The 17829-nt window shown below is 53.4% G+C and carries 17 protein-coding genes; 5 read left to right on the forward strand and 12 right to left on the reverse strand.

The window, feature by feature from the left end; all coding sequences use genetic code 11:
- Positions 1–110 precede the first annotated feature (110 nt).
- A complete protein-coding gene (gene rfaE2, locus AB8Q18_11835; GenBank protein ID XDZ50863.1) occupies positions 111–620 on the forward strand; it encodes a D-glycero-beta-D-manno-heptose 1-phosphate adenylyltransferase in 510 nt (169 codons plus the stop codon).
- Positions 617–2314 carry a biotin--[acetyl-CoA-carboxylase] ligase gene (locus tag AB8Q18_11840; protein ID XDZ50864.1) on the forward strand — a complete coding sequence of 566 codons (1698 nt, stop codon included), beginning with the start codon at positions 617–619 and terminating at the stop codon, positions 2312–2314. The genes rfaE2 and AB8Q18_11840 overlap by 4 nt, the downstream gene beginning before the upstream one ends.
- 26 nt (positions 2315–2340) lie before the next feature.
- On the opposite strand, the gene AB8Q18_11845 is transcribed toward AB8Q18_11840, so the two are convergent.
- On the reverse strand, positions 2341–3288 hold the full coding sequence (locus AB8Q18_11845; protein XDZ50865.1) for a LysR family transcriptional regulator: 948 nt from the start codon (positions 3286–3288) through the stop codon (positions 2341–2343).
- A gap of 77 nt (positions 3289–3365) precedes the next feature.
- Here AB8Q18_11845 and AB8Q18_11850 point away from each other — a divergent pair, with 77 nt between their 5' ends.
- Complete coding sequence (locus tag AB8Q18_11850) at positions 3366–3839, forward strand: DMT family transporter (protein ID XDZ50866.1); 474 nt, start codon at positions 3366–3368, stop codon at positions 3837–3839.
- A 72-nt stretch (positions 3840–3911) separates the two neighbouring features.
- Here AB8Q18_11850 and AB8Q18_11855 read toward each other — a convergent pair whose 3' ends face one another.
- From AB8Q18_11855 to AB8Q18_11900, 10 genes are all read right to left on the reverse strand, one after another.
- Positions 3912–5246, reverse strand: coding sequence for an MFS transporter (locus tag AB8Q18_11855; GenBank protein XDZ50867.1), 1335 nt, complete (start codon positions 5244–5246; stop codon positions 3912–3914).
- A gap of 634 nt (positions 5247–5880) precedes the next feature.
- Entirely contained in the window at positions 5881–7086 is a 1206-nt protein-coding gene (gene pcaF, locus AB8Q18_11860; GenBank protein ID XDZ50868.1) for a 3-oxoadipyl-CoA thiolase, read from the reverse strand.
- Positions 7083–7775: a 3-oxoacid CoA-transferase subunit B gene (locus AB8Q18_11865; protein ID XDZ50869.1), complete on the reverse strand. Its 693-nt coding sequence runs from the start codon at positions 7773–7775 to the stop codon at positions 7083–7085. The genes pcaF and AB8Q18_11865 overlap by 4 nt, the downstream gene beginning before the upstream one ends.
- A 19-nt stretch (positions 7776–7794) precedes the next feature.
- Positions 7795–8469 carry a 3-oxoacid CoA-transferase subunit A gene (locus AB8Q18_11870; GenBank protein XDZ50870.1) on the reverse strand — a complete coding sequence of 225 codons (675 nt, stop codon included), beginning with the start codon at positions 8467–8469 and terminating at the stop codon, positions 7795–7797.
- A 53-nt stretch (positions 8470–8522) separates the two neighbouring features.
- A complete protein-coding gene (catA, locus tag AB8Q18_11875) occupies positions 8523–9461 on the reverse strand; it encodes a catechol 1,2-dioxygenase (protein ID XDZ50871.1) in 939 nt (312 codons plus the stop codon).
- A 62-nt stretch (positions 9462–9523) separates the two neighbouring features.
- The gene (gene catC / locus AB8Q18_11880; protein ID XDZ50872.1) at positions 9524–9814 is read right to left on the reverse strand and encodes a muconolactone Delta-isomerase; all 291 of its coding nucleotides are present in this window, start codon (positions 9812–9814) and stop codon (positions 9524–9526) included.
- A 37-nt stretch (positions 9815–9851) separates the two neighbouring features.
- Positions 9852–10976, reverse strand: a complete 1125-nt coding sequence (locus AB8Q18_11885) for a muconate cycloisomerase family protein (protein ID XDZ50873.1) — start codon at positions 10974–10976, stop codon at positions 9852–9854.
- Positions 10973–11791, reverse strand: a complete 819-nt coding sequence (locus tag AB8Q18_11890) for an alpha/beta fold hydrolase (protein ID XDZ50874.1) — start codon at positions 11789–11791, stop codon at positions 10973–10975. The genes AB8Q18_11885 and AB8Q18_11890 overlap by 4 nt, the downstream gene beginning before the upstream one ends.
- Positions 11792–11804: 13 nt before the next feature.
- Entirely contained in the window at positions 11805–12611 is an 807-nt protein-coding gene (locus tag AB8Q18_11895; GenBank protein XDZ50875.1) for a 1,6-dihydroxycyclohexa-2,4-diene-1-carboxylate dehydrogenase, read from the reverse strand.
- Between the two features lie 23 nt (positions 12612–12634).
- Positions 12635–13978: an MFS transporter gene (locus AB8Q18_11900; protein ID XDZ50876.1), complete on the reverse strand. Its 1344-nt coding sequence runs from the start codon at positions 13976–13978 to the stop codon at positions 12635–12637.
- 205 nt (positions 13979–14183) lie between these two features.
- Here AB8Q18_11900 and AB8Q18_11905 point away from each other — a divergent pair, with 205 nt between their 5' ends.
- Together AB8Q18_11905 and AB8Q18_11910 are read left to right on the forward strand one after the other, a co-directional pair.
- Entirely contained in the window at positions 14184–15002 is an 819-nt protein-coding gene (locus AB8Q18_11905; GenBank protein XDZ50877.1) for an IclR family transcriptional regulator C-terminal domain-containing protein, read from the forward strand.
- A gap of 429 nt (positions 15003–15431) precedes the next feature.
- Positions 15432–16256, forward strand: a complete 825-nt coding sequence (locus tag AB8Q18_11910; GenBank protein XDZ50878.1) for an IclR family transcriptional regulator C-terminal domain-containing protein — start codon at positions 15432–15434, stop codon at positions 16254–16256.
- Between the two features lie 63 nt (positions 16257–16319).
- Here the strand turns inward: AB8Q18_11910 and AB8Q18_11915 are convergent, their stop codons facing one another.
- Positions 16320–17828, reverse strand: a complete 1509-nt coding sequence (locus tag AB8Q18_11915) for an amino acid permease (GenBank protein XDZ50879.1) — start codon at positions 17826–17828, stop codon at positions 16320–16322.
- Position 17829 lies beyond the last annotated feature (1 nt).

Raw genomic sequence — 17829 nt, forward strand, 5'->3', positions numbered from 1 at the left:
CGCTCATCCTAAACATAAAGCCACGGTTTGAATAGCCTTTTAAGCTTCAATCTCGGGATTTAAACATGTTATAGTCTCTCTTTCTTGATGACAGCCAACCCACTATAAAAATGAATCCTTTGACTGCGCCCCACTTTGAGCAAAAAATCTGTGACCCCAACACGCTGGCCGAACGTCTACGCGACAGCGCCCAGCCGGTGGTCTTTACCAACGGTTGCTTTGACATTCTGCACCGTGGCCACGTGACCTATCTGGCACAAGCCAAAGCACAGGGTGCTACCTTGGTAGTGGCCTTGAACACGGACGCGTCGGTAAAACGCCAGGGTAAGGGCGACGACAGACCGATCAACAGCCTAGATAATCGCTTGGCCGTGATCGCCAGCTTAGAGAGCGTGGATTTTGTCACCTGGTTTGACGCCGACACACCATATGACTTGATTGAGCAGATTCAGCCTCAGGTTTTAGTCAAGGGCGGCGACTGGGCGCCAGAGCAGATTGTGGGCGCGAAAGAAACCTGGGCCCGCGGCGGCGAAGTGCTGTCCATTCCCTTTTTGCACCAAACCTCGACCACCCAAACCTTGGCCAAAATTCGCCAAGCAGAAGGTCAGGATCCGGCATGAAACACACGTTCTGGGATTTCCTAAGCCTCATCAGCGACGCCAAAGCGCACACTGAAGCCAATTTATTGGCGCAGCTCAACATAGACGATGCCACCCTCCAGGCATGGTTAATGCGTGCTCAGCAAGAACTGGCCATTCCCTACACCCATTTAAATCAAGTGATTCAGCTGACGCGGCCGATGTGCGTCCTCACTGACGCACAGTTCACCGACGTCGCCCTCAACCCGACGCTGTCGCTACAGGTGCTGGACGAATGCACGTCCACCAACACTTTGCTGTTTCAGCGTGCGAAAGAACTCGGCCATGCCGCCCACGGTTCGGTTTTGGTGACCAACCAGCAAACCCAAGGCCGCGGGCGACAGGGCCGCAGCTGGTACAGCGCCATCGGCGGCTGCCTGCCCATCAGCGTGGCTTGGGGCTTCGACCAAAAACAAGCTCAACTAGGCCATCTGCCTCTGCTGGTCGCGCTGGCCTGTCATCGCGTCTTGAGTAAACTACACGTCCCTTGCCAAATCAAATGGCCCAACGACATCATGGCCGGCGAAGCTAAAATGGGCGGTATTTTGGTAGAAAGCATGCCCACCGAAACCGGCAGTATGGTGGTGATCGGTGTGGGCCTGAACCTCATTGCCCCCTATTTACCACAGCAAAAAACCTTAGGCCTCTGGGACGTACAACCGTCCATCGATCCTCAGCAAGTTGTGACCTTATTTTTAAATGAGCTGGCCGACATCCTCACCGCCTTTACCGAACAAGGCGCCCAACATTTAATGCCTGAATACATGCAGGCCCACCGCGACCAAAATAAAGAAGTTGAGCTATGGGCCAACCAAACCTTGATTCACCAAGGGGTGGTGCAAGGCATTGCCGAAGATGGCGCCCTGCTGCTGCAAACCAACGCCGGCCTTGAGCGCATTCACAGCGGCGAAGTCAGCCTACGCCGACCGCAGCGTAAACTGTTGCTCTTGGATGCAGGCAATAGCCAGCTTAAGTGGACCATTGTCGAAAAAGGCAAGTTTACCCATCACGACCATGCCCCTTACCGCGACCTGTCTGCGCTCGCGACGTTTATGGCAGCGCATCCCGACGTGCATGAAGTGATTGGCTGCGCCGTCTGCGGCACCTATAAGCGTAGCCAAGTAGAAGAGCTGATTCCCTTCCCCATCACGTGGTTAAGCAGCCAGCGCCACGCCATGGGTATTTACAATCATTATCAAAATCCGCAAGAGCACGGTTCAGACCGCTGGTTCAATATTTTAGGCTCGCGCGTGTTCACCCAAAATTCTGTGATTGTCGCCAGCTGCGGCACCGCCATCACCATCGATGCCTTAACCCACAACAATCATTATCTGGGCGGCAGCATCATGCCAGGCTTCAACCTGATGCGCGAAGCCATGTCCAAACGTACCGCCAACCTGAATCGCCAGCTGGGCCGGCCCTATGCCTTTGCCACGTCTACGCCCAACGCCATGGCCAGCGGCATCATGGATGCAGCCGTTGGCGCCATTCTAGGCGCCTATCAGCGCCTGAAAGCGCGTGAAGGCGCTGACCACCCAGTCGACATCATCATCACAGGCGGCAGCGCCAGCAGGGTTTTGGAACATGTTCACACCCATTATGCCCTGCCAGTCATGCCTAAAGTCGTGGAAAACCTAGTGTTCCACGGCCTGCACAACTGGATCGAGCACTCTTAATCTATGTGTTTAAATTCGCCCTCAGCCTACGCTGGGGGCGTTTTACTATGAACAATAGCCGCGATCTGTGCCCGCAACCACCGCTGAGCCGGATCCAGATGGCGCCTTGGATGCCAAGCCATGGCAAACGCCAGCTCAGGAATGGGCAATGGCGCCGGCAAGACCACCAAATCGGCCGCCAACGGCACAAGACGTAAGGTTTGGGCCAGAACCGTCAACACCAGATCCGTACCGCGCACCACCTCTGTGGCTAAGCCCCAATACGGCAGGCTCAGCTGAACGTCACGCTGCTGACCCAATACGGCTAAAGCCCGCTCTAGCTCATCTTGCTCACCCTGTCTCATCACCACCGATACGTGTGGGCGCGCCAGCCAGTCGGCTAAACTCAAGCCCCTGTGCCGCGATTGCGCCGTGAGGCTGGTCCCATCCACCACGCTCACAAACCCATCTTGAAACAGCACCGTCGCCTGTAGCGGCTCAGGTAGGCTAGGAAAAACGCCTAAAGCCACGTCAACCTCACCGTCCAATAGCTGCCCCATCATGGCCTGTCGGCTGCCGCTCTGACACACGTGTAGCTTAATCCCGGGCGCTTCATGGCGCAGCCGCCGCACCAGCTCTGGCAAAATCAAATAAGCACCAAAATCCGACAGGCTGAGCCAAAAATCACGCTGCACCGAACCTGGATCAAACGCTTCTGGACTCAATAAGGCATTCAATTGATGTAAAGCTGCCTCCAGCGGCGGTAACAGAGCCTTGGCTCGCGGCGTGAGCTGCAAGCGATTGCCTTCTCGCACAAGCAGCGGATCATCAAACCGTTCACGCAGCTGGGCCAAGGCGTGGCTGACGGCCGGCTGACTGCGATGCAGACGCTCGGCCGCGCGCGACACGTGCTGTTCGGTTAACAGGGCATGCAACACCCGCAGTAAATTCAAGTCCAACTTGGCCAAGTTATTCATAGAACGAATACCCATCATGTTTATTATCAATTTCAATTAATGAATAGTATACGTTATCTTGAAGCCTCTGAAACCATTGATTAAATAGGTGTGTTATGACCCATACTGCTTCTGCTTGGCTAACCGTACTCCTCATCTCTGTGGCCCTTTTTGCCGGTGCCGTGGTGCCCTTTCAAGCCGCCAGCAACGCCACATTAGGCCGCGTGGTGGGCCACCCACTTTTGGCCACCTTTATCTCCTTAAGCGTCAGCCTCGTGCTCACCCTCATCGCCCTTGTGGCGCTTAAAGTCAGCCTCCCCAGCCTGTCCACCCTCAGCCAAGTACCCAGCTGGGCCTGGCTTGGCGGCGTAGCCGGGGTGATCTACCTGTCGGTCGCCTTGATTCTGACGCCCAAGCTAGGCGTCTTGAGCTTCATGATGGCCGTCATGGCCGGCCAATTAATGGCCGCCATGCTGCTCGACCACTTCGGCCTTATGGGTCTAAACGTCAAACCGGTGACGTTGTGGCGCTTAGTCGGATTGGTGCTGGTGTTCATCGGCATGTTTCTGCCCACGTTTATGGATCGCTAGCGCTGATAGCTGTGCCCACAAAAAGCCCGACCTTAAGTCGGGCTTTGGCTTCGTCATTAATGACACTAAGCGTTAAGAAACCGTTTTTCGGTTACTCACCATGCTCATGAAGATCGAGGCTAGTAAGGCCGGCACGGCAAAGCTAAAGAAGTTTTGCTGTAGGGTTAGGTTCAGATCGAACAGAATGCCGACGGTAAAGGGGCCGATGATGGCACCGATACGGCCAATGCCAAGCGCCCAGCCCATGCCGGTCGAACTCATGGTCATCGGATAGAAGCGCACGATAAACGCGTAAAGGCCGATCTGGCTACCAATCGTGGTCGCGCCCGTCACCAACAATAGGCTGTACAACACCACGCTGCTGCTGGCATAGCCTAAGGCCGCAATTGCCACCGCCGCCGTAAACAAATAAGCCACCAGCACGTTACGACCGCTAAAGCGATCCATCAACCAGCTGCCCAAGAGCGCCCCCAAGACGGTGCCTAAGTGAACCGTAAACAAGAAGCTGAGGCTGGAGCCCAGCGGATAACCCGCCTGCACCATTAAGCGCGGTAGCCACGAAGTCAACCCATACACCACGTACAGCGACATGAAACACATGGCCCACAGCATCAAAGTGCTGAGCAAGCGGCCATCTAAGAATAAATCGCCAATCACGATGCGGGCTTTGGCGTTGCCCTTCGCCACGCTGGGGTGGCTATACGTCATGCCCATTTCGTGACGATGATTGGGGTTAAGCTTCTGTAATGCGGCGCCCAGCTTGTCCCACTGCTGGGTTTGCACCATATAGGTGGCCGACTCGGGCAGCTGCTTTAAAATAAAGGGCAGTAAAAAGATGGGGAAGGCGGCAATGTAAAACATTGATTGCCAACCCAGAATAGGGATCACAAAAATACCCAGCACGGCGGCCAACATGCCGCCTACGGAATAGCCGCTGAACATCAGGCCCACCATCAAGCTACGGCGGCGCTTAGGCGAATATTCGCTGGTCAGACTGGTCACCACTGGCATCACGCCGCCAAGGCCCACGCCACCGATGAAGCGAAACAGCCCAAACTGCCCAGGACTGGTGGCAAAGGCACATAAAAAGGTAAAAATGCTGAACACCAGCACGCACACCGTGATCACCTTTTTCTTGCCGAGCTTATCCGACAACGCGCTGAGGGATAAAGCGCCCACCATCATGCCCATTAACGTGTAGCTGCCGAGCAATCCTGCCTCGGTGCCGCTTAAGTTCCACTCGGTCATGATGGCGGGCAAGATCACCCCCAATACCGCCAAATCGTAACCATCAAAAACAATGATATAGGCACACCAAAAAATCGTGAGCCAATGAAATTTTTGAAACTTGGCCTCATCAATGATGGGGCTGACGTCCAAAACTTTGGGTTCTACGGATTGTGTCATTTCTCTACTCCTCCTACGACTTAAGTGATTATTTTTGTTTTTATACAGCTTGGCATGTCAGCTATATAAGGATTTACCTCTGCCATTTACGACAAAGACAACCCCTTATTAAGCTTTCCATACCTGCGCCAACCTGCTTCACTCAACCGCACACGCTTTCAATCCAGCACTGTTTTTATTATTAATAATTAATTTACAATCATTAAATTTATAACATAGAATAGAATTCATTTTTTCATACAATACAATACCATAAAGACTCCAAGACCTGTAAAAAATTATCTTCGCATAGCGCCAACCTAAAATAACAGCCAAGCCCAAACGTCCGTTCACGCAAAAAAAGCCCGACCACAAGGGTCGGGCTAAGATAAACAACATGATGAATCGGCTTAAGCGGCCGTGAGTTTTTTGTTCACCAGCAACATAAACAAGGCCACCAGCAAGGAAGGCTGAGCGAAACGCTACAAGTTACCGTATAAAATATACCAAAGAAATAAAACAACACCAGCAAAGGGAGCCAAAATAGTGCCCATGTCCAAACCTAAACCGGTCGAACTCATCTGAATTGGATCAAAAGCACCCACCTTGACTCTGAACTTAGCCTTACTTTGAATGCTGGCGCTAAAAGAGGAACCTATAGTCGCTCAATAATTAAAGCAATCCCTTGCCCCACGCCAATGCACATCGTACACAAAGCATAGCGTCCCCCCGTACGCTCTAGCTGATAAAGCGCCGTGGTCACCAAGCGCGCGCCCGAGGCCCCGAGTGGATGCCCTAGGGCAATCGCCCCTCCATTGGGATTCACGTGAGCCGCATCATCTGGCAGGCCCAAGTCGCGCAATACTGCCAAAGCCTGAGCCGCAAAAGCTTCGTTCAGCTCAATCACGTCCATATTCGCCAGGCTTAAGCCCGTCTGCGCCAATACTTTCCTCACCGCCGGTGCCGGGCCCATACCCATGATGCGCGGCGCCACTCCAGCGGTGGCCATGCCGATCACTTTGGCTTTGGCGCTTAGGCCATGTTGTTTCAGCCCCGCTTCGGAAGCCAACAGCAAGGCTGCTGCACCATCATTGACGCTAGAGGCATTACCCGCCGTCACGCTGCCCTCCGGGTGTACCACACCCTTAAGTCGCGCCAAACCTGCCAAGCTGCTGTCGGCACGCGGCTGTTCGTCCACGCTGACCTGCAGCGCCTCACCCTTACGCTGCGGCACCGTCACCGCCACGATTTCGGTCGCAAACACGCCCTGCGCCTGCGCCGCTTGGGCACGGGCCTGGCTACGCAAGGCAAATGCATCTTGGTCGGCGCGGCTGATGCCAAACTCAAGCGCTACATTTTCAGCCGTTTGCGGCATAGAGTCCACGCCATATTGCGCCTGCATCAACGGATTCACGAAGCGCCAGCCAATGGTGGTGTCTTCCAGCTTAGCCACGCGACTAAAAGCACTGGTGGCCTTGCCTTGGACAAACGGTGCACGCGACATACTCTCCACGCCACCAGCAATCATCAGGTCAACCTCACCCGATTTAATCGCCCGCGCTGCGGTACCGATGGCGTCTAGACCAGACCCACACAGCCGATTCACCGTGCTGCCTGGCACCGTTTGCGGCAGCCCGGCCAGTAAAGCGGCCATCCGCGCCACGTTGCGGTTATCTTCGCCTGCCTGATTGGCGCAACCATAAATCACGTCATCAACCACAGACCAATCTACCTGTGGATGACGCGCTACCAAAGCCTGAATCGGCACTGCCGCTAAGTCATCAGCGCGCACGCTTGAGAGGCTGCCGCCATAGCGGCCGAACGGGGTTCGAACTGCATCACAAATATAAACCATCATCACACATCCTTTACATTAAGCGGTGCATCGGTCACATTCTGCAAAGCCGCTAAATCTAGCCCCGCCACCATTTCCACCACCCATAAGCCACCGTCAATCACGTCTAAAACTGCTAAGTCGGTGTAGATTCGATTCACACAGCCCATACCCGTCAAAGGATAATCACAGCGACTGACAATTTTGGGCTGGCCTTTTTTGGTGACGTGTTCCATGGTCACAAATACCTGCTTGGCACCAATGGCCAAATCCATCGCGCCGCCAACGGCCGGAATCGCATCAGGCGCACCGGTGTGCCAATTGGCCAAATCACCGTTTTGCGCCACTTGAAAAGCGCCCAAAACACAAATGTCAATGTGGCCGCCACGCATCATAGTGAAAGAATCACCATGATGAAAAAAACTGCCGCCAGGCAACAGGGTCACAAACTCTTTGCCAGCGTTGATTAATTCTGGGTCTTCCTCTCCTGGCTCCGGGGCGGGCCCCATACCCAAGAGACCATTTTCACTGTGTAAAAAAATCTCTTTACTCGGGTCTAGGTATTGCGCCACGCGCGTGGGTAAACCAATCCCTAAATTCACATAAGCCCCTTCAGGAATATCCTGTGCCACACGCTGGGCGATGTCATCGCGACTACGGGGCTGGTGGCTGATTTCAGATTGAGCCAATAGGCCCACAGAAGGTTGATTACTCATATAGGTCTCTCTCAATCATCTAAGCATCAACTGAAGCAATACGCACAACATGTTTGACAAAAATCCCCGGTGTCACCACGCATTCAGGATCCATCTCGCCCACGGCCACGATTTCTGACACTTGAGCAATGGTACATGTCGCCGCTGTCGCCATAATGGGCCCGAAATTCCGGGCGGTTTTTCGATACAATAAATTGCCATAGCGATCGGCGCTGTGTGCTTTAATCAAAGCAAAATCTGCCGAAATTGGGTACTCCAACACATAATCTTTTCCGTTAATGGCTCGGGTTTCCTTGCCTTCCGCCAGCAAGGTGCCATAGCCCGTCGGGGTAAAAATAGCGCCTAACCCGGCGCCGGCAGCCTGAATACGCGCGGCTAAATTGCCTTGCGGCACCAGCTCTAGCGCGACTTTTCCAGCCCGATACAGGCCATCAAAAATCTGGGAATCTACCTGACGTGGAAATGAGCAAATCATTTTATCCACTCGGCCTGCCTGCAAGAGTGCGGCCAAGCCAATCTCGCCGTTACCGGCATTATTATTAATGATGGTCAGCCCTTTAGCACCCTGTTCAATCAAAGCATCGATCAGTTCGGCTGGCTGGCCCGCGGTGCCAAAGCCACCAATCATGATGGTCGCGCCATCGTGAATCGAAGCGACGGCGTCCATCAGCGAGGGACTTATTTTATTAATCATCTTATGAGGCCTCTATAGGCAGACCCCATCATGATGGGGCCTGCAATCACACACTATGCCAATGCACGCTGACGCGCGATACGGTCTTCTTGAACGTCTTCTTTAGCCTTAGCCAACACAAAGTTGTACTCAACATCGTAGAAGTGGTCGCGGCTCATGTTTTTGGCCTTAATTTCTTCCGGCTGGTCTACACGTATCGCTTGCGCAATCAATTCATCCCGAGTCGCAAACGCAAAGTCGTCGTGTAGGTAAGGATCGCCATCCAAGTTAATCTGGGTGGTTAAATGCGCATAGCCAGGCGCAGACACGAAGAAGTGAATATGGGCAGGGCGATTGCCGTGGCGGCCAATGGCGCTGAGTAGCTCATTGGTTGGGCCTTCTGGTGGCACACCATAGCCAGAGGGCACAATACTGCGCGCCACATAGCAACCGTCCTCGCTCACATTGATTTTACGGCGCAGGTTGTATTCACTTTGGGTGGGATCAAAATAAGAATAGCCACCCTTGCTGTCTGCATGCCAAACTTCCACCATCGCGTTGGGAATCACCTGACCATCGGCATCAAACACCTTACCGTGTAGATACATTTCTGAAGCCTCCAAATCGGTGCCATCATCCATGCGCCCTTCCCCTTCACACACTGGTGCCCCCGCCACGTATAACGGCCCTTCAATGATGCGAGGCGTGGCGTTTTTATCCAAACGCCCTGCGGCCTCATCTTCTGCATCTTGGCGCATGTCCAGCATCCGCTCCAAACCGAGGCCAGCAGCCAACAATGCTGGCTCGCCCGCCGTGCCCAAACGGCCTAAATAATAAACCGCCACCCAGAATTCTTCTGGGGTAATAGCCAGATCGTCCATCATGAGGTTCACGTCTACCAACAAGCGGTGGATGATTTCCTTAACTCGGGGATTGCCCGTTTCGCTGTCGTAACCAGCGGCGGTTTTCAAAAAGCCATCGATGAACTCTGGGGTTGTCATTTTAACTGCCATGGTCTTTCTCCTTATGTAGTCGCAATATTGCGTTCCTGCTGTTTTTTCGTTTTGTTTTAATATTATTGATCGTTGTCGTAAATGGACGATGGGTGGCGACACAGAGGCGTCACGGTTACGTCCATATAGGGATACAAAGGCAACTGCATCAATAAATCGTGTAGCTCGGTATTGCTGTCAACATCAAACACACTCACGTTGGCATACTGCCCAACCACACGCCAAAGATGGCGCCATTTACCTGAAGCCATAAGGCTTTGCGCTAACGCTTTCTCACGCGTTTTCAGGTCATTGGCCACGTTTTCTGGCATGTCCAGCGGTAAGTTCACCACCATTTCTACTTTAAACAACATTGGCATTACTCCTTTATTACGGTTAAAAGTGGCACGATTAAGCCCGTTGATAAAAAGCCACTTTGTCTTCATCTAGGCTCAAGCCTAGCCCTGGAGCCGTGGGCACGGTCACCCCAAAATCAGCGTATGTCATCGGCTCAGTGACAATGTCGTCCACCAAGAGCAAGGGGCTAAACAATTCGGTACCCCAAGCCAGCGGCGGCAGCGTCGCATAGGCATGCACCGAGGCCGCCGTCGCGATCGAGCCTTCCAGCATGGTGCCGCCGTATAAATCAATGCCAGCGGCCAAGGCCACATGGGCCAACGCTAAAGCCCCCATCGGGCCACCCGACTTGGCGATTTTTAATGCAAAAGCACGGGCGCAAGCCTGCTTAGCCAACACAAAGCCATCGCTGGCAGTCGCCACCGACTCATCGGCCAAAATAGGAATGTCAAAGCGCTGGCTCAAACGCGCCAATACATCGTGCTGATGGGCAGGAACCGGCTGTTCTACCAGATCAATGCCCGCCTCTTGCAAGCCGCGCATGCCCACAACCGCCTGCGCTTCAGTCCACGCCTGATTCACGTCGACGCGGATTTCACAACCATCGCCCTGCAAAGCGGCCTTAATCTTGGCCACGTGCGCCACATCGTCAGAGACGCTACGCGAGCCAATTTTCAACTTAAAGTTTTTATGCCGACCGCGCGCCATCATGTCTTTGGCTTCGGCAATGTCTTTATCCGTGTCACCACTGGCCAACACCCATAAAACCGGCAGATGGCTTTGGACGGCACCACCCAAAAGCGTGGCCACGGGCACCCCCAAACGCAAACCTTGTGCATCTAGCAGCGCCGTTTCCAACGCATTCTTGGCAAAGCTATTGCCCTTCACATAGGCATTCATACGAGCCCGTAAGGCTTGAATATTGTCGGCCACCTGGCCTAACAGCAGCGGCGTTAGGTATTGATCGATGGTGAGCTTCATGCCCTCTGGACTTTCTGGGCCATAGCTCAGGCCGCCAATGGTGGCCGCTTCGCCAAGGCCCATCAGGCCATCGCTACTGTATAAGCGCACAATCACACTGCTCTGTTTGGACATGGTCGCCATCGCCAATTTGTGTGGCCGAATGGTGGGTAAGTCCACGATTAAAGTATCAATGCGTTCAATCACTACGCTCATCATGCATCTCCTTGCACCACGACGCTGCTCGTCAGCGCCGTGTTCATTAATGCGGTTAAAAAAGCGGCAGGGTTTTCTACCGAAGGCACATGACCGACCGGCAAAATCACCAGTTTTGCCTGAGGTTGAACTGCAGCCATCGCTTGCATATTAGCCAATGGCATGGCCGCATCGTCTTGCCCCGCGATCAACACCACTGGCATGGCCAATTCATTCGCCCACGCTGAGCTGCCGTCAAAATAAGCCAAGGCCTCGCACAATTGGGCATAGCTGTCATCATCCACGGCCGCCAGCGCCGCCACCCAATCGGCCACCATGGCCGATTGCTGCTGAATGAACACCGGCGCAAACCAGCGTGGCACTAAGTCTTTGGCCATCGGTGCTAAACCCTGCTCTCGCACCGCCACCGCACGGCTCAACCACGCTTCTTTAGTGCCGATCTTGGGTGCTGTATTCGTTAAGGTTAAGCTCAACAAACGTTCAGGCACCGACTGCAGTAAGGCTTGCCCAATCGCACCACCAATCGACGTTCCCACATAGTGAAAGCTTGATGAGCCCACATCGGCCACTAAGGCCAACACCATCGCAGCTAAGTCTTCAATGCGTAAGTGGCGGCTCACGCTGGCAGCACTCTCGCCATGGCCTGGTAAATCTACGGTCAATACCTGAAACTGCTGGCTTAAAGCAGGCAGCAGCGCCGCCCACACGCTGCGGTTCATGCCTAAAGGATGAACCAAAACCAACAACGGCAGCTCGGTTGAGCCATGGCATTCATAGGCCAAGCGCTGGCCGGTGTTCAAAGTAAACGTTTGCATCATGTCCTGTCCTTAATTAACCTATACCCCCACCGGCCACATACAGCACTTGGCCGGTGATAAAGGAAGCCTCTGGCGCGGCAAAAAAGCAGATCGCCGCGGCCACTTCCTCAATGCTGCCCAAACGATTCATCGGAGAATCGCGCAAGCTTTGTTCGTAAATCTCATCCATCCAACCGCGTTCACGGTCGCTTAAAGATGCTGCATTACGCGGCGTGACGCGTACACCATTGTCAATGGCACCAGGCGCCACGCTATTCACCCTCACGCCAGTCTCGCCTAACTCCATCGCCATACACACGGTGGCAGCATGCACCCCCCCTTTGGCGGCAGAGTACGGCACTCGATTCACGCCCCGCGTGGCCACCGAGCCCACATTGACGATGGCGCCCCGGCGTTGCGCTTTCATGATGGGAATCACGCTGCGGCAGCTCCACAGTGTCGGCCAGAGCGAACGGTTGATTTCTTTAGTCATCTCTTCGGGAGCGTATTCCCAAAAAGGCTTAGCCCAAATGGTGCCGCCCACGTTGTGAATCGACACATCAATCCGGCCATATGCCGCCATAGCCGCTGCCACCATCTGCTCGGCCGACTCGGCTAGCTCCATATTCAAGGCCAAGACCATGGCTTCTGCGCCCAAGGCCTGTACTTCAGCCTGTACCACCTCAACCGGGCCTTGGGCCTGATCGACTAAAATCAAGTGAGCGCCTTCTTGCGCCAAACGCAGGGCGCAGGCGCGGCCAATGCCTTGCGCCGCACCGGTAACGATGACGACCTGATCCTTAAACCGGTCAGCGCAAATAGGGGTTTGTATTGTGTTCATGTCGTCTTCTCCGTAGGTGCGGCTTAAGCCGTCTCGTGTTGCAATTCAGTTTGAGGCTGTGGCTGTGCCTCTTCTGGGCGCGGCTTAATCAGCAGCAAAGCCAATAAGGCAAACAGTAGCGGCACAATCAAGGCCAGATAAAACCCACTAGGCCCGGCCTGATCCAGCACCAAACCACCACTAGCAGCCCCCAAAATCGCACCGATCCGACCACAGCCAATCGCCCAGCCCGTGGCGGAAGCGCGTAAATTAGTTGGGTAAATTTTGGCCACCATATAATTCAGAACAATCTGCTGGCCGCCGATGCCTAAACCAGCCAAACCGGCAAACACAAACACCCAGAACCAAAGATTGCCACTGAAATAGAGCCCAAAACACACCGCAATGCCTAAGCCAAACATCGCCATCAACACAGAGCGAACGTTAAACTTCGGCAGGATGGCGGCCAGCGGCAACGCACACAAAATAAACACGCTATTGACCACTACCGTACCCATTGGCGCCTGAGTAGCCGCCAAGCCCGATACCTTTAAAACCGTGGGCAACCACGACAGCAATAAGAACCAAGACACCCAGTTAAAGAAATACACCAGCCAAATGGCCACCGTATTGCGCGCCAAGCCTTTACTTAATAAAGCGGCCACGCTGGCCTTAACGGCGGCTTCTGGCGCTAGGTAGCGATCACCCTCAGGGCGCTTAATGCCTACAATACGATGTAATATGGCGTTGATTTTTCCTTCATTACCCGACTTGAGCGCCATGTGGTGTAACGACTCAGGCAGTGCAAACACCAGCACCAGCAATAGAACCATCGGTGCAATGCCGCCCACTAAAAAAATGCCCTGCCAGCCAATAAATGGCATGATTTTCGCCGCCAACAAACCGCCAATAATGGCACCTGCGGGCAGACCTAAAAGCACCACCGTCATGGACGTACCTCGATGTTTATGAGGGGAATACTCCGCCGCCAACGACAGCACCACTGGCGTGGCGCCACCCATGCCCAAACCGGCAATAAAGCGCAAAATCAAAATATGCTGCGTATGATTCACAAAAGCGGTTAAAAATGTGGCCACACCAAATACCAGCACCGCACCCAGCAAGGCAGGACGGCGGCCAATGCGGTCACCCACGATGCCTAAAACCATGGCGCCCAGCACCATACCCATGGTGCCCGCCGTCATGATGGGGGCGAGCTCACCTGAGGTTAGTTGAAAATATTGAATGATTTCAGGCCCCGTAAAGGCAATCGCCTGAGTGTCAAAACCATCAAAAATGGCAATCAGAAAACACAGAACCAAAATGCGCCATTGAAACCGACTGATTGGGGCTTCATCAATGAGCTGCACAATAGAATGTTGTTGCATGCTTGTTTCTCCAGGATGTCTTTGTATGAATGATGCTTGTTATTTATTATTTACGATCCGCCATTTTTGTGCGATTATCGAACCTAGATTCATTAATCGAACAAAAAGACAGAATCTAGACAGTATGCTTTGACCACAAAATCGTCAATAGTCTGCGGTTGAATAGTGTTCGATCTTCGCACAACTTATTACAATGGAGCCTTAAATGGACGTTGAACGCCCACTCGAAGCGGCCCCCACACCAGCGCAAAGCCTCAAACCATTCGTTGGTGATCCCGACTTCATGACTTCTTTAGCCCGCGGGCTGCTGGTGATTGCAGCCTTTGCCAAACAGGAACAACGCCAAACCATTGCCGACTTAGCCCGCCTCACCGACCTACCCCGCGCCACCGTTCGGCGCTGCCTGTACACCCTTAAAGAACTTGGCTACGTTGAATACGCCGACAACCTCTATCAGCTCAAACCCAAGGTATTGACCCTAGGCTATGCCTACCTTTCTTCAACCCAGCTGGCCGTTACCGCACAGCCGTATTTAGAGCAAGTCAGCCAAGCTGTGAATGAATCCTGCTCGCTGGCCATTTTGGAAAACAATGAAATTCTCTATGTCGGCCGCTCGCCGGTGAAGCGGGTGATGTCTGTCGTACTCAACGTCGGCAGTCGCCTACCCGCCTATTGCAGCTCCATGGGCCGAGTGTTGTTAGCGGCGCAAAGTCCCGAAGCGCGCCAGCTGTACTACCAGCAAGTAAAACGCACGCCGCTGACCGATCGCACCGTCTACACTAAGGCCGACCTAGAACCCCTGCTCGAAAAAATCGCACAGCAAGGCTATGCCATCACCAACCAAGAGCTGGAGATCGGCCTGTGCTCGATTGCCGTTCCAGTACGTAATGTATTTGGCGACGTAGTCGCCGCGATGAACATCAGTCTCCAAGCAGCCCTTATCAGCGAAGACGACATGAAACAAACCCTCTTGCCCGTGTTGCTACGCGCTGCGGCCGAACTGGCCAATCAACTAGGCCATTAAAGCAGCCACAAAAAAGCCCCTAGACCATCATGCCTAGGGGCGATTCAATGCCAGCAACATTCGCTCGAACAAGGTGTTCGAAATACATCTACTGACCGACAGATCAAAGTCATTTCCAAATTAAAGGCGCCATTGGTCAACATGGCCCGCGCCAGGCGAACATTCAATCATCCTTAAAAAAGTGCGCCCTTGTACCGGCGTGCGTCATACGGCCATCGCTGTGTACTCCTATATGCCCCAATCTTATCCACCCTTATTCTGGCTACTCGACTAGGTGATGTTTTTTTGTATTTGATTTCATGAGACATACGTGCGAATATCGAACATATTTAAGATAATCGAACAGTCATTCTATAGGGATGCCAGCGCAAGTCTCCAGCACGCTATTGTGTTCGGTATTCGTACATAACAGAATAAGGAAGCTTAACCATGCATGACAACGTCGACTCTGCTGAAGGCGCCGCCCTGTCCCCCCTTCACACATTAGGCAAATACAAGGGTGATCCTGACTTTATGGCTTCATTAGCACGTGGGCTCTTGGTCATTAGCGCATTTTCAAAACAGCGCCGCCGCCAAACCATCGCCGACTTAGCCCGCCACACCACCTTACCGCGCGCCACCGTGCGCCGCTGTCTGTACACCCTCAAAGCCTTAGGCTACGTCGACAACCACGACAACCTTTATCATCTCAAGCCTAAAGTGCTGACCTTGGGCTACGCCTATCTCTCCTCTACCGATTTAGCCGTCACGGCCCAGCCCTTTTTGGAACAGGTCAGCAACGACGTCAACGAGTCCTGCTCCTTGGCCGTTTTTGAAAACGACACCATCCTCTACGTCGGCCGTTCGCCCACCAAGCGAGTGATGTCAGTGGTGTTGACCGTGGGCAGTCGCCTGCCGGCCTATTGCTCGTCGATGGGTCGTGTGATCTTAGCCGACCAAACGCCGACTCAACGCCAAGCCTATTATGAACGCATCAAGCTTTTGCCCTTAACCGAGCGCACCGTATACAAACCCGAAACGCTCGAGCCTATCATGCTTCAAGTCGCCATTGACGGCTACGCCTTAGTCAACCAAGAGCTAGAGCTGGGCCTATGCTCTCTCGCCGTCCCTGTACGCAACGCCGTAGGCGATGTTGTCGCCGCCATCAACATCAGCACCCATGTTTCCCGCTTTAGTGAAGCCGCCATGCTGGCCGAAATCCTGCCCGTACTACGCAGCGCCGCCGAAGAACTGTCGAGTCAGCTAGGCTTGTAAAACCTAACGGCCACAAAAAACCGCCCCTACAGTGTAGTCGGGGCGGTTGGTGAATTTAATTGCTTAATCTTGGTCTTGACCCTTAAGCTTATCTGGGAACTCCATCTCGCTATACTTAACGAACTTAGTGCCCTTGGTCCATTTATAGCCAAACCAAATCAAGAAAAAGAGCGGGATGCCGATGTAAGTCGTCACCACCTTCATCCAGTCAATGTCGTCGCCTAAGAACGATTGAAAGTCTTGGCCCAACGCAATGATCAAACACAGCGCAAACGCAAACAGCGGGCCAAACGGGAAGAAGCTAGAGCGGTAAGGCAGCTCGTTCATGTCGCGCCCTTGCGCCACAAAGCCACGGCGAAAACGGTAGTGGCTCACGGCAATCCCAAGCCAGGCAATAAACCCCGTCATCCCTGAGGTATACAGCAACCATAGGTACACTTGCTGATTGCCAAACATTGAGGTCAAGAAACACAGACCTGCCACAAACGTGGTCGCAAACAACGCATTGCGCGGCACGCCGTTTTGCGACAGGCGAGCAAACATTTTAGGGGCTTTACCTTCACGCGCCAAAGCAAACAGCATACGGGTAGAGGCATACATACCTGAATTACCAGCCGACAAGACCGAGGTTAAAATCACCGCGTTCATGATGGCCGCAGCCGACAAGATTTCAATATTATTGATGATCAAGCTTAGGCCGGCGCTTTTAAACACCATGGTAAACGGGCTGATGCTAATGTCTTCATTGTCATTTAAAAGCGAAGGATCAGTATAAGGAATGATCAAGCTGATCACCAAAATGGCAAAAATATAAAACAGCAAAATTCGCCAAAACACCTGCCGTACAGCGCGGGGAATATTCTTACCCGGATCTTCAGATTCGCCGGCGGCAATCCCGATCAGCTCGGTGCCTTGAAACGAGAAGCCCACCACCATGGCCACGCCAATCATGGCCGATAAGCCGCCCGCAAACGGCGCTTCACCAATGTGCCAGTTTTGCCAGCCGGCATTGGGCGCACCATCCATAATGCCAAAAATCATCAGCGTGCCCACGCCAATGAAGATGATGACGGTCACCACTTTGATCAAGGAGAACCAATATTCTGCCTCACCAAAACCCTTCACCGACACATAGTTAATCAAGAAAATAATGGCCAAGAAAATGGCGCTCCACACCCACATAGGGGAACCAAACGGGCCCGAATCAAACCAATATCCGACGACTAACTGTGCGGCAACTAGGTCAACCGCCACGGTCACAGCCCAGTTATACCAATAGTTCCAACCGAGGGCGAAACCAAAGCCAGGCTCTACATACTTAGCACCATAGGTTGAAAAGGAGCCAGAGACGGGCATATAAGCAGCCAGCTCGCCTAGGCTAGTCATGAGGAAATACACCATTAAGCCGATTAGGGCATAGGATAATAAGGCCCCGCCAGGGCCGGCTTGAGAAATGGTGGCGCCTGAGGCCACAAATAGGCCGGTACCGATAGAGCCACCAATTGCGATCATGGTCAGGTGACGTGCTTTTAACTCACGGCGTAAATTGCCGGATCCGTTTACTGTTGCCATT

The sequence above is a fragment of the Neisseriaceae bacterium CLB008 genome (genome assembly GCA_041228285.1).
Lineage (GTDB): Bacteria > Pseudomonadota > Gammaproteobacteria > Burkholderiales > Neisseriaceae > JAGNPU01.